The 14,468-nt window shown below is 47.6% G+C and carries 10 protein-coding genes and 2 pseudogenes; 9 read left to right on the top strand and 3 right to left on the bottom strand.

Annotated elements, in window-relative coordinates; all coding sequences use genetic code 11:
- Position 1 precedes the first annotated feature (1 nt).
- Positions 2-439, bottom strand: a complete 438-nt coding sequence (locus EJO50_RS17010; RefSeq protein WP_125976166.1) for a FecR family protein — start codon at positions 437-439, stop codon at positions 2-4.
- Positions 440-704: 265 nt separating this feature from the next.
- On the opposite strand from EJO50_RS17010, the gene EJO50_RS17005 reads away from it, so the two are divergent.
- The 4 genes from EJO50_RS17005 to EJO50_RS16990 all read left to right on the top strand — a co-directional run bounded on the left by EJO50_RS17005 (position 705) and on the right by EJO50_RS16990 (position 6,549).
- Complete coding sequence (locus EJO50_RS17005) at positions 705-2,843, top strand: CHASE2 domain-containing protein (protein ID WP_125976164.1); 2,139 nt, start codon at positions 705-707, stop codon at positions 2,841-2,843.
- 8 nt (positions 2,844-2,851) lie between these two features.
- The gene (locus EJO50_RS17000; protein ID WP_125976162.1) at positions 2,852-4,279 is read left to right on the top strand and encodes a hypothetical protein; all 1,428 of its coding nucleotides are present in this window, start codon (positions 2,852-2,854) and stop codon (positions 4,277-4,279) included.
- A 377-nt stretch (positions 4,280-4,656) separates the two neighbouring features.
- The gene (gene loiP / locus EJO50_RS16995) at positions 4,657-5,412 is read left to right on the top strand and encodes a metalloprotease LoiP (RefSeq protein ID WP_125976159.1); all 756 of its coding nucleotides are present in this window, start codon (positions 4,657-4,659) and stop codon (positions 5,410-5,412) included.
- Between the two features lie 288 nt (positions 5,413-5,700).
- A complete protein-coding gene (locus tag EJO50_RS16990; RefSeq protein WP_125976157.1) occupies positions 5,701-6,549 on the top strand; it encodes a DUF4349 domain-containing protein in 849 nt (282 codons plus the stop codon).
- A 214-nt stretch (positions 6,550-6,763) separates the two neighbouring features.
- On the opposite strand, the gene EJO50_RS16985 is transcribed toward EJO50_RS16990, so the two are convergent.
- The gene (locus EJO50_RS16985) at positions 6,764-7,234 is read right to left on the bottom strand and encodes an Lrp/AsnC family transcriptional regulator (protein WP_125976155.1); all 471 of its coding nucleotides are present in this window, start codon (positions 7,232-7,234) and stop codon (positions 6,764-6,766) included.
- Between the two features lie 153 nt (positions 7,235-7,387).
- On the opposite strand from EJO50_RS16985, the gene glmS reads away from it, so the two are divergent.
- The 5 genes and pseudogenes from glmS to EJO50_RS16965 all read left to right on the top strand — a co-directional run.
- Positions 7,388-9,205, top strand: coding sequence for a glutamine--fructose-6-phosphate transaminase (isomerizing) (gene glmS, locus EJO50_RS16980; protein WP_125976153.1), 1,818 nt, complete (start codon positions 7,388-7,390; stop codon positions 9,203-9,205).
- A gap of 428 nt (positions 9,206-9,633) precedes the next feature.
- Complete coding sequence (locus EJO50_RS16975; RefSeq protein WP_206434417.1) at positions 9,634-10,404, top strand: hypothetical protein; 771 nt, start codon at positions 9,634-9,636, stop codon at positions 10,402-10,404.
- 108 nt (positions 10,405-10,512) lie between these two features.
- The gene (locus EJO50_RS17220) at positions 10,513-10,686 is read left to right on the top strand and encodes a hypothetical protein (RefSeq protein ID WP_164521549.1); all 174 of its coding nucleotides are present in this window, start codon (positions 10,513-10,515) and stop codon (positions 10,684-10,686) included.
- A 115-nt stretch (positions 10,687-10,801) separates the two neighbouring features.
- Positions 10,802-12,355, top strand: a pseudogene (locus tag EJO50_RS16970) (IS3 family transposase).
- 81 nt (positions 12,356-12,436) lie between these two features.
- Positions 12,437-12,805 (top strand): annotated as a pseudogene (locus EJO50_RS16965) (integrase core domain-containing protein); the annotation flags it as partial.
- 224 nt (positions 12,806-13,029) lie between these two features.
- Here the strand turns inward: EJO50_RS16965 and EJO50_RS16960 are convergent.
- On the bottom strand, positions 13,030-14,454 hold the full coding sequence (locus EJO50_RS16960) for a hypothetical protein (RefSeq protein WP_125976151.1): 1,425 nt from the start codon (positions 14,452-14,454) through the stop codon (positions 13,030-13,032).
- Positions 14,455-14,468 lie beyond the last annotated feature (14 nt).

Raw genomic sequence — 14,468 nt, 5'->3', positions numbered from 1 at the left:
ATTACTCCTCAACCTTTACAACAAACTGGGTACCACGCACACCGATAATGCCAGCAGGTGTTTTAATCGAAACTGCATCCGGCTGCATTTTAGCGATCGCTCCTGATACATAGTTCATTGTTCCCCTGGCCAGCATACTGACCAGACTCAGCTTACCCTGGGCTGGCACATACAGGAATTCATCTACGGTCAGCTGAGTGTCAGGACCAAAAGACATCATGGTTTCGTCTTTAAAAGTAAGCCCCATGCTGCTTTTTGCGCCGGTTTTTAATACACTACCCTGCATAATAGCGGTGCCAACTTCTGCTTTGACCACAAGACCACCTGTTGTAACCGAAGCGTCACCACTCACATTTTTAACGTAAGCCACAGGCGATGCGGCAGCGCATAAAGCAGAGGATAATAATAATCCACCAACGAAAGTGAATTTAAGCATCATTGATTCCTCCTTCTTTGATAAAAAAGCATTAAATACCATCAGCTTAATACGCGTCTATAAGCATTAAACCCCTCACCCCAACCCAGCAGACCACTACAACCGCCTAATGCGAATCGCCCCACACAGCCATGATCTAATTTCTACAAATAAAATTCAGCATAGCGACAGATAGGCAATTATCCAAATTACCAAGACACTATGGCTTTTATTATGTCAATCTACTAAAAATCAACAGTCCAGCGTAAGAAAAACGCATCAGACCATTATGAATAATCAATCACTCCTGCGCCTCAGTGTTCTTCTTCCGCTCGCCGCAGCTTTGATTGGCTTAGTCCTGCTTTTGGTTGACCCGGCACTGCTGCAATCACTGCGCAATAATATGTTTGATCAGTACCAGCGCTGGTCGCCGCGGGCTAATACTGATCATTCGGTGCGAATTATTGATATTGACGATGAAAGCCTTACCCGCTTGGGACAATGGCCATGGCCACGTAAACAGATGGCCGAGATAGTAGATAAATTACATGCGGCAGAAGCAGCAGCTATTGGCTTTGACGTGGTTTTCGCGGAGGCAGACCGCACCACACCACGCGCAATGCTTAACCTCTGGACGCTCGACAACGCTTTACGCAACGAGCTTGAAGCACTTCCCGATTATGATCAGCTGTTTGTACAAAGCATCCAAAAAGCCCCGGTGGTGCTTGGCTTTGCCGTACAGCGCGAATCACCTGATGGCGAAATACACCCGTCTACCCGGCCCTTTCGCTATGTCTATGCCGGCCCACCGCCTGATCGCTGGCTGCATAGCTTTCAAAGCGCCATTTTGGCACGGGCAGAATTCGAAAACGCAGCCAGCGGTAATGGTGCGCTTAATTTTGTGCCTGATAGTGACGGAGTAATTCGCCGCATTCCACTTCTGCTCCGTGTTGCCGGGGAGTCTGTCCCCTCTCTGGATGCAGAAGTCCTTCGCGTGACCCAGGGAGAGAAAAACTATATTTTAAAAACACGGGAAAATGGCCAGGGAATCAGTGAGATACGGATAGGGCGCTATCGAATACCGACAACCGAAAATGGCGAAGTCTGGATGCACTACGCCCCCCACAGCCCCGAGCGCTACTTACCCGCCTGGAAACTCCTGGCGGGGCAGATTCCCAAAGAACAGCTACAAGGCAAGATGATCCTAGTCGGCAGCTCGGCTCAGGGGCTGATGGATCTGCGTTTCAGCCCACTTGGCCGCATCCTGCCCGGCGTAGAAGCACATGCACAGCTTCTGGAGCAAATAAGCTCCGGCCATATTTTACAACGCCCGGCCTGGGCCAAACTAGCCGAAATCATGGCTACCCTGGCAGGCTGCCTGCTCATCGGCTTTATTGCGGTACGCACCTGGGCACTGTATGCGGCAGGCACCACCATTGCCCTGCTCCTGTTATTACAACTGGGAGGATGGTACGCGTTTTCCACATACACACTATTGATCAATACAGTTACGCCATCCCTGATGTTTGCCGCCACATTTATGAGCGGCAGCCTGCTGCATCACTGGATGAGCGAGCGGGAGCAGCGCTGGATCAAGCAGGCATTTTCACGCTATGTATCACCCAACCGGGTTAGCCACCTGATCGCACATCCTGATTCGATGGCCCTGGGTGGACGGCGGCAGGAATGCAGCTTTATTTTTACCGATCTGGCCGATTTCACCTCACTGATGGAAAGCATTGATCCTGCCCGTGCCGTGATCTTACTTAATGACTATCTGGATCAAATGATCGCTATTGCGTTTAAACACGAAGGCACACTGGACCGGATTGTAGGTGACGCTGTGGCTATTATGTTTTCTGCTCCCGTACCGCAAGCCGATCACCGCGCCCGTGCATTGAGCTGCGCCCTAGAAATGGATGAGTTTGCCAGCAATTACTCCAAAGAACTCAATGCCAAGGGCCTGCGTTTTGGTCTGACCCGCATTGGCATTCATTCGGGCGAGGTGATTGTGGGCAATTTTGGTGGCTCAACTATTTTCGACTACCGTGCGCTGGGCGACCCAGTCAACACTGCGGCGCGCTTAGAAAGCGTAAACAAGCGTCTGGGCACACATATCTGCCTGTCCGAAGCAACTTTATCAGGCTGCCCAAACGCTCAGACCCGCCCCATCGGGCATTTAATGCTTAAAGGAAAAAGCCTGCCATTACAGGTTTTTGAACCACTCACCCCGTCACGCCTGGCTAACTATGCCGAGCTTGAATCCTATTGCAATGCTTATCAGGCCATGTCACAACAATCGCCCGATGCAATCCTGCTGTTTAACGAGCTGGCTCTGAAGCACCCCAATGATCCCCTGGTCCAGCTCCATCAGCAGCGACTAAGCAGGGGAGAGCAAGGTAATTTAATTGTGATGACAGAAAAATAAAGGTCAAGATGAGTACTGCCAAAATCAACCGATTTATTCAAATTTTTAATGATGCTTTTACCCAGCTCGCCGCAGATATTCCTATGCCGCATATTGAACGGCTAGCGATTTTAGTCCACCGTGCAATGGAAAACAGAACACGTAAATATCACACGTCCATGCACCTATTTAAGCTATGCGAGAGCCTGGATGCCAGAGCACAGCTTGCTGCCCTGTTTCATGATCTGGTTTATTACCAGCTCGATGGCAGCTTCCCTCAGCAGACGCATTCCCTGCTCGGCAAAGTATGCCACCATGAAAATGGCGGATTTATCCTGCAGGAAATGAGTAATGATCCGCTCGCCACAATGTGTGCAGAAATTTTTAACTTCGAGCCCTATCAAGCCCTGCCTCTTTATGGCGGAATGAATGAGTTTTTAAGCGCCATCGTTGCAGTCAGATTATTAAAACCCTATCTGCCCATGAGCGATTTGATCGCCATTGCGGCCTGCATTGAAGCCACCATTCCTTTTCGGGATACAGAGAACAAGGATTACTGTCAGCTGGCAGAAAAAGTAAAACAGCAATATCAGAAACGCCTTGAAATGCAGGATGAAGCCGCAACGGATCAGTATGTAGCCAGAGTTATGCAGGACGCAATCAGCCTGAGCAATATGGATATAAGCAGCTTTGCAGAGCCAAACCCGAGTACGTTCTTATCTTCTACCTGGCTACTGATCGAAGAAGCCAACACACCATTGAATGAAGTTGGGGTGTATACCTTGCAAGACTACCGGATGGCTTTGCTCAGAATGGAAAAATTTCTGCACGGACTAAAAGCCACCGTTGTTTTTCACCAATACGATAATAATCCTGACGCCAAAGAGTATCAGCGCCTGACCGGGGCCGCACAAAATAATATTCTGTTTTCACGTGATTTTCTAGCCGCCAAGCTCACATCCATTGCCGTAATTGAAGCCATAGCGGTGGAAACAGGCGGTGATTGCCCGGTGTCGATGTTCCTGGGTGACATTCACAGCAACAATGGCAACAGACCAGTGCGCGCCGAGGATTTCCTGCCTGTGGCACCCGGTGCCGCCGATATCAGGCCGGAGCTGCTACAGGTTTTTGAACAGGGCCGTTCGGAAAAATCGGATTTGGATCTCAATGCCTCCCCCCTCACCGCCTTTCTTTACCGCAGCTTAGGCCATGAGGGCACATTACAGGCATGGAGACAGGCTCAGCGCTTTTTTTCCGGCGAGCTGTCCGCACTTGGTTTTCTCAAAAGCATTGACTCCAAGCTGATCACCGCCATGGTAAAAGCATGCATGCATATCGCTATTTCACGCCAAGAAGACCTGCAGTATCTACACAACGCTCTATCCTCATCTGCCCCCCTGGCTGCTACTATTGCACTGCAAGATATCAGCTCACAAAACAGCATAAAAACGGCCTGAAGTATCAACTCACATAAACTGGATTATTTGTAAGCAAAACCCTAATGCTCTTAATTTATTTACAAAAACACGCTTACAGGTATAAAAGAAGACATTAAACTATGCCGTCGGGATGCAATACAACACCTGACAAACCATTTTCTTTCGCCTTACAACGCCATATCTGCAGCGCAGTGTGCGTATACAGAAACCCAATACCCCGTACCATTGGTCACACTATGCGGTTATATGCAAGGCCGTACCTTAGCAAATCTCTGATCAAACCATTATCTCCGAACACGGGACCAACACCGGGCTTACGCACACGCAGAATAAGAGAATATCCAATAGATCAGAGCATTAGCTAATCAATCAAATTTAAACAAAGGAAGTATTGTATGAAATTACGCTCTATCGCCCTCACCAGCCTTTTTACCTGTTTATTAGCACCAGCTGCCTTTGCATTTGATCTTGGGGGCCTGCTCAAAGCGGGCGAGCAAGCATTTCAAGCCGCTACACTGTCGGATGCAGATGTCAAATCACTGGCCAATCAGGCCTGTGTACAAAGCGATTCGGAATCAAAAATTGCTCCCGCTAAAAATAAATACAACAAACGGATGGATGCCATTGCAAAAAGACTGGGTAGCGAAATCAATGGCCAGCCTGTTAACTACAAAGTGTATCTGACCAGCGAAGTCAATGCATGGGCCATGGCAAACGGCTGTATCCGCGTATACAGCGGCCTGATGGATCTGATGACAGACGATGAAGTTATCAGCGTATTAGGCCACGAAATGGGCCACGTAGCGCTGGGGCACTCCAAAAAAGCCATGCAAACTGCCTACGCTGTTGCTGCTGCCCGCACCGCAGCAGGCTCGTCTGGCAATGCTACCGTGGCCCAGCTCAATGGCTCTGATTTAGGTGCATTTACCGAAAGCCTGATCAATGCCCAATTCTCGCAATCGCAAGAATCGGATGCGGATAATTTCTCTTTTGATGTGCTAACTCAGAAAAAATTGAACCGTGAAGCATTAGCTAGTGCTTTTCAGAAACTGGAAAAACTGGGGGGCGGCGAGCACAGTATGCTGAGCTCGCACCCGGCATCTGCTGATCGTGCTAAAAACATTCAAAACCGTATTAGTAGCGGCAAATAAAAAGTGAAATAGTGAGGGCGTTTGTATTTTTTCAGGTGCAAACGCCCCTCACCTCAGGCTTTTCCCCACAAAAAAACCATTGCCCGCTGTTACTGATAAGTTGAAAATAAACCGACTGCTGTTTTATTTTCTGCCTGGCCAATATCTCTGGCGGCGCACTGCGAATCAGCCAGCCGAAGAACCCGCAAAAACTCATTGGGAAACTAAGCCTTGCAGATCAAACCACTATTCATATGCCTTGCGATTATCCTGCTCTGTGCTTGCGGAAAAAGAGAAGAAACAGGCGAAATGCCTGCAGCAAGCAGCAGCGCCGAGTCAGGTGCAGATTCTGCCCCGGCCAGCAAGCAGCTCAGCTCCAGTGCCAACACCTATAACGATGGCATCCGCCAGTTTATTCGCACTGCCGATGCCAAGTTTCAAGTAAAAGATGTATATAAATCTGCACTGACCATCGAAGATATCACCGCCCAGCTCGGTGGCTTTGTTGAAAAAAACACAATTAAATCAGAAATAGCCCAAATTCATTTCGAGCCCGCTGGCGACAATACAAAACTAAAACTTACTGAATACACGGTAAATGGCATATTAATTATTCGGGTACCCAGCGAAAAAACCCAGGATTTTCTACGCCAGATTGCCGGGCAAATTATTTTTTTAAATGAGCGCACATTTACCGCCCAAGATGCACAACTTGAATTACTTAAACAGAAACTAGATATTCGCCGCAGTCAGGAAACGCAAAGCCAAATGGGCAAAGCGGCCAAGGGTAGCGGCAATGCAGAAGAAAAAGCCATTGCAATTGATGCACAAGACAGCAGCAAACAAGCCAGAGACAACGCAATTATTCTGGAAAAAGAATTCGCCGATCAGGTGGCATTTAGCAGAATTACCCTGTCTCTGGATCAGGCCTCCCAGGTAAGTCAAACCGAAGTCAGCGATACAGAAGCAATATTCAAGCAAGCCCGCCCAAATTTTTTCTACCGCCTGGAAAAAGCAATTCAATCAGGCTGGTATTGGGGGCTGGACACCAGCATCGAGCTGATGAAAATCTGGCCTTTATGGCTAGTGATTGCAGCGCTTGTTTTATTGGTGCGCAGATTTAGAAAAACTAAAAAAACATCTGAAATAAATGAGTAAACACAGTTGTTTATTCTCAAAAAAAACTTAAATCAGCAAACACAGAAGATCGGCAAGCACAGAAGATCGGCAAGCACAGAAGATCGGCAAGCACGCAGAGAACATGGAGAAGGCCTGAAATAGCTTGGTTTTTCTCTGCGTTCCCCGTGTACGTAGTCTTTTTAACGCTATATCTGCAGATCTTTTTGCCTTTAAACGGAGTTATGCCGCTCCCTCACAAAGCCAGATACGTTTCAAACTTGCTTCTGAACATCGAAAAAAAGCTTCTTACATTACGGATATTGGCTTGGGTGGCAAACAGGCGGTGAGCCAGCTGGTGGTAGGCGTTCATATCTGCCACCTGAATAATCAGCACAAAATCCGGCCCCGGCGAGACGCGATAGCACTGCTGCACAGTTTTTTCTGCTGCGGCAAGCTGCTCAAACTCCTGCATCTTTTCTGATGTTTGTACATCCAGCGTAATTTCAACGATGGCCGTTAAGCCAGCGCCGACTTTTTCTGGCGCCAAAATCGCCACCTGCTTGGCAATCACCCCCGTATCTATTAAGCGCTTTACGCGGCGCAGGCAAGTGGGCGGCGAAGCATGTACCCTGGCAGCCAAATCCTGGTTACTTAATGAAGCATCTTGCTGTAATTGCTGCAAGATGCGCTTATCCAGCTCATCTAATACTGTTAGCATCGTCATAAAAATTCACAATATAACCAAAAATGAAATAAAAATTCATAAAAACGAATAAATACAAGTTTATTTCATAATACATTAAATTTTGAAAGATATATTCATAACAAACCCTTTAGCATGGTGATATTCCAATTTATCTTATCTCCCGAGGTTGCTATGTGCGGTATTGTCGGTGCAGTTGCCCAGCGTAATATCATCCCTATTTTGCTGGAAGGGCTTAAGCGGCTTGAATACCGTGGCTACGATTCCTGCGGAGTCGCCTTGCATGTGGATGGCAAGCTACAGCGCTCGCGCAGTACCTCCCGCGTGACCGAGCTGCAAGCGCAAATCGATCAGACCGGCTTAGCTGGCTTTACCGGCATTGCCCACACCCGCTGGGCTACCCACGGCGTGCCTTCATCGGCCAACGCTCACCCGCATTTCTCGCGCGAGCGGATTGCGCTGGTGCACAACGGCATTATCGAAAACCACGAAGAACTACGCGCCGAGCTAAGCGCCGCTGGCTATGCATTTGAAAGCCAGACCGATACCGAAGTGATTGCCCATCTGATCGATCATCTTTACCAGGGCGATTTATTTGAGGCGGTTCAGCAAGCGGTAAAACGCCTGAGCGGCGCTTTTGCTATCGCCGTATTCTGCCGCAACGAGCCGCACCGCGTGGTGGGCGCACGTTTAGGCTCACCCTTGATTGTGGGCGTGGGCAAAGGCGAAAACTTTATTGCCTCTGATGCCATGGCTTTAGCGGGCACCACGGACCAGATTATTTACCTGGAAGAAGGCGATGTGGTTGATCTGCAACTGCAAAAATGCTGGATTGTAGACAGCCAGGGTACATCGGTACAGCGCGAAATCCGCACCGTACACGCCCACAGCGGCGCAGCCGAGCTGGGCCCTTATCGCCATTACATGCAAAAAGAGATTTTCGAGCAGCCACGCGCCATTGCTGACACTTTAGAAAGCGTCAGCAATATCATGCCCGAGCTGTTTGGCGACAAAGCTTACGGCATATTTAAAGATATTGATTCAGTGCTGATACTGGCCTGCGGCACCAGCTACTACGCCGGGCTCACCGCCAAATACTGGATTGAATCCATCGCCAAAATTACGGTGAATGTAGAAATCGCCAGCGAATACCGCTACCGCGACAGCGTACCCAATCCCAAAAGCCTGGTTGTCACCATCAGCCAGAGTGGCGAAACCGCCGATACCCTGGCCGCGCTGAAACATGCCCGTGACCTTGGTATGCTCCATACGCTAACCGTATGCAATGTGGCCACCAGCGCTATGGTGCGTGAATGCGAGCTGGCCTATATCACCCATGCCGGGGTAGAAGTGGGCGTGGCCTCCACCAAAGCCTTTACCACCCAACTGGCAGCGCTGTTCCTGCTGGCACTCTCTTTAGCGCAAACCAAAGGCCGCCTCAATGACGAGCAGGAAGCAGAGCACATCAAAGCCCTGCGCCACCTGCCCGTTGCTATCAGCGCTGTGCTGGCGCTGGAGCCACAAATCATTGCCTGGGCCGAGCGGTTTGCCGCCAAAGAAAACGCTCTCTTCCTGGGCCGTGGCCTGCACTACCCGATCGCCATGGAAGGCGCATTAAAACTAAAAGAAATCTCCTATATCCATGCCGAAGCCTACCCCGCTGGCGAGCTAAAACACGGCCCGCTGGCTTTAGTCACCCAAGAAATGCCCGTCGTCACCGTGGCCCCTAACGACACCCTGATCGAAAAACTAAAATCCAATATGCAGGAAGTACGCGCCCGTGGCGGCGAACTGTACGTGTTTGCCGACGCCGATTCGCGCATTACCGCCAGCGAAGGTATCCACGTCATCCGCCTGCCAGAGCACTACGGCCTGCTCTCCCCCATCCTGCACACCATCCCCTTACAACTACTCGCCTACCACACAGCACTGGCACGGGGAACGGATGTAGATAAGCCTAGGAATTTGGCTAAGAGCGTTACGGTGGAGTGAGGGGGGATGGTTAGTTAATTTTTTTGATTGATTGATCTGATAGATCTAAACAAGAAGGCCGCTATGCAATTTGCTAGCGGCCTTCCTATAAATAGCACGTTTGCTTGGGCAGGTTTTATCTGCCTAACACATTTCTCGATATACAAAGTTGGGCAGATAGAGTATCTATCTCAAGCTTTAGGTACAACAATCGCCAATTAACTTAGTGATCAATGTAAGATTCAATATCATATTTACTTTTTGCTGATATCATGTTTGAGATTATTTAGCCAAAGTTAGGCTATGCAAATAAATAGGAAACCTTCGCTAAATAGCGATATTTTTTATCAATTTCACTATTTCCACATCTTTAAGGTATTTTTTCTGAGCGTGGCGTTTTTATGCTCCACAAAACAGTGGATTTTCTACTATTTTAGGGAGTCTACATCTTGTTAACTTCAATGAAGCAATTAGTAGCATTTATGAAAATAAAACAAATTTCGGTAGATAAACTATCGAACACAATGAGAATGTATGGTGAAACAAATTTCCACTTTGAGCGCCTTAAGTTAATTGATATAGAAGAAGCAACAAACAACTTAGATCGTGCTTTTGAAGCAAAGCTCGAAGCATTTCATAGTCTTTATGATTTAACCAAGCCCGACTTCAATTACTTCGATCATGCTGATACCGCATTGTTAATCCTAATTAGGAATGCAATTCACCATCGAGATCATGATTTATTCATTAGCTGGAATAAAGAAATGCTGATTAATGGTGGTCTTGAAAAGAAAAACGGCGCAGAGTTTTTACTGGTAAGTAACAGAGTGTGTAATAGACCGCCAGTAATGGAGTATTACTATAAACTAGAGGATATTTTATATAGAATTGATGAATCCCGAAGATCTCCATTTATAGAAAACAGAATGAAGCCTAACCAAAGAAAGGCTTTGCTTGAAAAATTAACGGTGCAACTTAAATTTAATGACATGATCAATTATTCGAAATATAAAAAATATCCAGAAAATCAGATTTATATCAACTTAATACCGATTTTTACGTCTGCAGTAGTAAAAGTTTTCACGGAATTAAAGTCAAAAGGTTTAGAGTTTACTGGCGATGATGCAAAGGCTTATGAAGAAGCTTTTACAAATGAGTTGAACGTAGATTATTCAGTTATAGATTACAAACCTTTGAGATTTTGGCTTGAAGCCCTGTAGGGCAATGGGATGGGCTCCTCCCTCCTAATACGTCATCGATGTGCCTGGCTGGAAGTGTCAACCAACAGTCGCACAACAAAAAGGAGTCCATCATGAAAATGATGCTCATTGGCATTGATCTTACCAAACACCCCTGTAGAGCAGGTTAGCTTTATCAACCCGCGCGAAACAATGCCGCCAGCCACAAACCACCCCTCGATTACCGCCCAGCTTGCCCTGCCTGAAATGCGGGTTACGCCTGCGGCTAAGCCGCCCTACGCTGGTAAATATTCTTTTTACTAAGCTTGGGTATATCTTTTTATCGACGAGCGAATGTGGCGGGTGCCCCCTGTGTCAGGATAGTTGAGATACTCCCTTTTCAGGGATTCCAACTTATCCAGGGGGCTGGTTACTGATCATGTCGCGGATTCCCAAGGCTCGTAAAGATGCCATTTTAAGCAAAATGCTTGCTCCTTACCCGGTCAGCATCCGGCAGTTGGCACTGCAAGAAAACCTCTCCGAAGCCACGTTGTACAATTGGCGAAATCAACTTCGCCAGGAAGGCAGCCCCGTGCCAGAACACCATCGCAGCAGTGAAAACTGGTCTGCTCAAACCCGCTTTGCCGCAGTCGTTGAAACCATTGCCATGTCAGAAATCGAGCTGAGTGAATATTGTCGTGCCAAGGGTTTATTCCCGGAGCAAGTTAAGCAGTGGCGCGATCTCTCCATTCAGGCGCAGGGCCTGGCTGAAATCAGCATGCCGGAACAGGCGCAGGAAAACAAAGCGCTGCGTAAGCAAAACAAACAGCTGGAGCGGGAAATTCTGCGTAAAGATAAGGCACTGGCGGAGGCGGCAGCGTTGCTGATTCTGCAAAAAAAGGTGCGCGCCCTTTGGGGCAAACCCGAGGAAGATTAACCTCACTGGAGCAACGAGAGCGGCTTACCGCGTGGATCAAACAGGCGTGCCATGCCGGTGCGAGCTTATATCGTGCCTGCGAAACCATCGGTATTTCGGTGTATCGCTGGCAAGCGGCGGGTAAGGTGACTGCGGATCAGCGACCCTTGGTTAAACGGAATGATCCGGTGAATAAACTCAGCGAAACGGAGCGCCAGGCGATTTTATCGGTGTGTAACAGCCCGCGTTTTAACAGCGTTCCACCCAGCCAGATCGTACCGATTCTGAGCGACGAAGGCCGCTATTTGGCTTCTGAATCAACGATGTACCGCGTACTGCGGCAAGCCAATCAGCTTCAGCACCGTGGCCGTGCCGCCAAGGTGGTGCGCAAAGCCAAACCGACCAGCTTCACCGCCACCGGCCCGAATCAAGTCTGGATGTGGGATATCACCTGGTTACCGGGACCGATAAAAGGCGAGTATTACAAGCTGTATATGATCGAAGACCTGTTCAGCCGCTATCCGGTGGGCTGGGAAGTGCACGCAGAAGAAACAGGAGAACAGGCCGCTGAAGCTGCTGCAACGCAGCGTGCTGGCCCAGCGCTGCAGTATGAACCCGCTGGTTTTACATTCAGACAATGGTGCGCCAATGAAAAGCTATACCCTGAAAGCCAAGCTGGAGACGCTGGGGATCGCCTCGTCCTTCAGCCGCCCCCGCGTCAGCAATGACAACCCCTATGCGGAATCATTGTTTCGCACGCTGAAATACTGGCCCGCCTGGCCGCATAAAGGCTTTGCCAGTCAGGATGAAGCAAGGCAATGGGTGAGGCGCTTTGTGGATTGGTACAGCCATACGCACCGGCACAGCGGCATTCAATTCGTCACGCCATCACAGCGGCATCAAGGGCAGGACAAAGCGCTGTTAGAAAAGCGCCATGCGGTTTACCAAACCGCCCGCTTGGCGCGGCCGGAACGGTGGCGCAATACGACCCGGAACTGGAGCTGGCAAAACGAAGTGCAACTGAACCCGGACCGGGCCATTGAGCCTAAAACAAGCGAGGAATTACAGGCAGCTTAAATCGTAAAAACATCTCAACTACTTTGACAATTGCCGTTACATGCCTGACCTCTACTTTTAAGTGAGCTTAAAAACGGGGGGATTACCCAAGCCCTTTGGGCGCGGCAACCAGAGCGTGAGGCGTTGATTCATCACAGCGACCGAGGTTCGCAATATGTTTCGATTCGCTATACCGAGCGATTGACTGAGGCTGGCATCGAGCCATCCGTTGGCACGACTGGTGATAGTTACGACAATGCATTAGCAGAGACGATTAACGGGCTCTACAAAACAGAAGTGATTCACCGTTTGGGACCTTGGAAAAGTCTAGAATCTGTGGAGCTAGCGACATTGGAATGGGTTTCGTGGTTCAATCAGCATCGTTTGCTGGGGTCGATTGGCCATATTCCACCTGCGGAAGCAGAAGCAAACTATTATCGTAATCAAAGCGAGCAGGCCGTGTTGGCTTGACTCAAACCAAACAGCCTCCGCGAAACCCGGTGTGATTCACCTTTACGTTAGTATCTGCAATGCATTTGTAAAAAGACATTGATGCCTCGAATATGAAAGTCTGTATATGGCCGACTACCGTCAGCTGACAGCTCATTGTTGACGCACAATGGAGCTGACGCAAAAGTAAGTTGTTTAATGTTGTTGCGCCTTAATCGGATTATGTTGGTTTATATATGTGTAAATCATAATTTGCCAAAACTGCCTAAGCTCTTTCTTTTATCTTCATCATAAAACTCAGACAAATATCCATTTAACGAATGTGCAACTGAACCAATAACGCCTTTATCCGTAGATATAAAGCCAATAGGCACAGGTACACGATAACTATCAGGTAAGCTCAAGTAATAAGTGACAGCCACAAGCCTATCTTCAAGCAACACAACCTCTACATCACCGTTTAGGTAACCCTCCACATATCCATGCAGGTTATTTTTAATATCCGCTAAATTATGTAGCCAATCATTCTTTTCTCTAGGGGTATATTCGCCTGATAGAGGTACCATGACTTTAAAATCGTACACTATTTTAGATCTCTTACCGCTTGTCTTACTTCCAGTCACAAGCTCAGTAAGACAAGAATTGATACGATCACTTTTACCCCAGAACGGGTTACTTGGGACTAACCACTTCATATCCACCACACCATCTTGGTGCTGTGCGATAATAGCTTTCTTCTCTTTTTCAAATAATTCATAAAATTTTGGCCAATTTTCAGGACTATATAAACCTCCAACAAATGGAATATACCTTCCTTTATTGGCATCCTCTCCGGCTTTTAACTGAATAAATTCATCAACTTTAAAAGCACTGGCACTGAATAGCTTTTGTGTATTCCTGTCTTTTAATGTTTCTATGGCACCTAGAATCTCTATATGGTTATTTCTTCTAGATTGAGCATTAATCTCAGATGCGATCAACTCCAAAGCTTCAGAAGATTCCTTAAGGCCCTCGATATCATTTGTGTCAACCGCTTTACCATCGACATCCATTTCAAATGCTAATTTGATGCGATAGGGCTCACTTCCAATTTGATTTAGCGACTCCACTTTATAAATATTTGGCTTACCACCTTCTTTATCTTTTACATGATCCATGTAGCCATCTTCAATTAGGTCTTGGAAGTGCCTTTGAAAGGCCTTAGAGACCAGTCGATCTCTGTTAGCCACTTTGCTACTGGCCACATCTAGTTTAAAACCCTGAGTCCATAATCTTCCTAGACGTTTATTTTGCGTAGAAACACAGGTTAAGGACGTTAATTCAAAGCCTAGCGTTGCGCCGGTAGAGCGCAACTCACTTACATTTAAAGTACTCCCTAACGTTTCAAAGTATCCTTCGCTTTTTTCAGTCAGGAAAACTTGATCGCGATCGTTGTACTTAAGCTCTTCTCTCTTTATTAAATCAGAGATTGCTTCTTTGGTTTCTCGCTCATTTAATCCAAAATAGCGAGCAATATGATTTGGCGAGATAGCCCCTAGCTGTGCTAGTCTAAGGATATACTCCCTTATAAAGGGCAGCCCCTGTTTGGTGGCATACGAAAACTTAATATTGTAACGATAGCTTGGCAATATAAAGTCAATTTCATTAAAGGTGATTTTCAGGTTGCTCATTTTACTTTTTCACC

It is taken from the genome of Iodobacter ciconiae, from assembly GCF_003952345.1.
Classification (GTDB): domain Bacteria; phylum Pseudomonadota; class Gammaproteobacteria; order Burkholderiales; family Chitinibacteraceae; genus Iodobacter; species Iodobacter ciconiae.
The sequence above is the reverse complement of the archived record's forward strand: the minus strand, read 5'-3'. Positions and strand labels throughout refer to the sequence as shown.

Bases quoted from the DNA above. Each gene is read 5' to 3' on its own strand.
- EJO50_RS17010 (WP_125976166.1), bottom strand. From the start codon at position 439: ATGATGCTTAAATTCACTTTCGTTGGTGGATTATTATTATCCTCTGCT.
- EJO50_RS17005 (WP_125976164.1), top strand. From the start codon at position 705: ATGAATAATCAATCACTCCTGCGCCTCAGTGTTCTTCTTCCGCTCGCC.
- EJO50_RS17000 (WP_125976162.1), top strand. From the start codon at position 2,852: ATGAGTACTGCCAAAATCAACCGATTTATTCAAATTTTTAATGATGCT.
- loiP (WP_125976159.1), top strand. From the start codon at position 4,657: ATGAAATTACGCTCTATCGCCCTCACCAGCCTTTTTACCTGTTTATTA.
- EJO50_RS16990 (WP_125976157.1), top strand. From the start codon at position 5,701: ATGCCTGCAGCAAGCAGCAGCGCCGAGTCAGGTGCAGATTCTGCCCCG.
- EJO50_RS16985 (WP_125976155.1), bottom strand. From the start codon at position 7,234: ATGACGATGCTAACAGTATTAGATGAGCTGGATAAGCGCATCTTGCAG.
- glmS (WP_125976153.1), top strand. From the start codon at position 7,388: ATGTGCGGTATTGTCGGTGCAGTTGCCCAGCGTAATATCATCCCTATT.
- EJO50_RS16960 (WP_125976151.1), bottom strand. From the start codon at position 14,454: ATGAGCAACCTGAAAATCACCTTTAATGAAATTGACTTTATATTGCCA.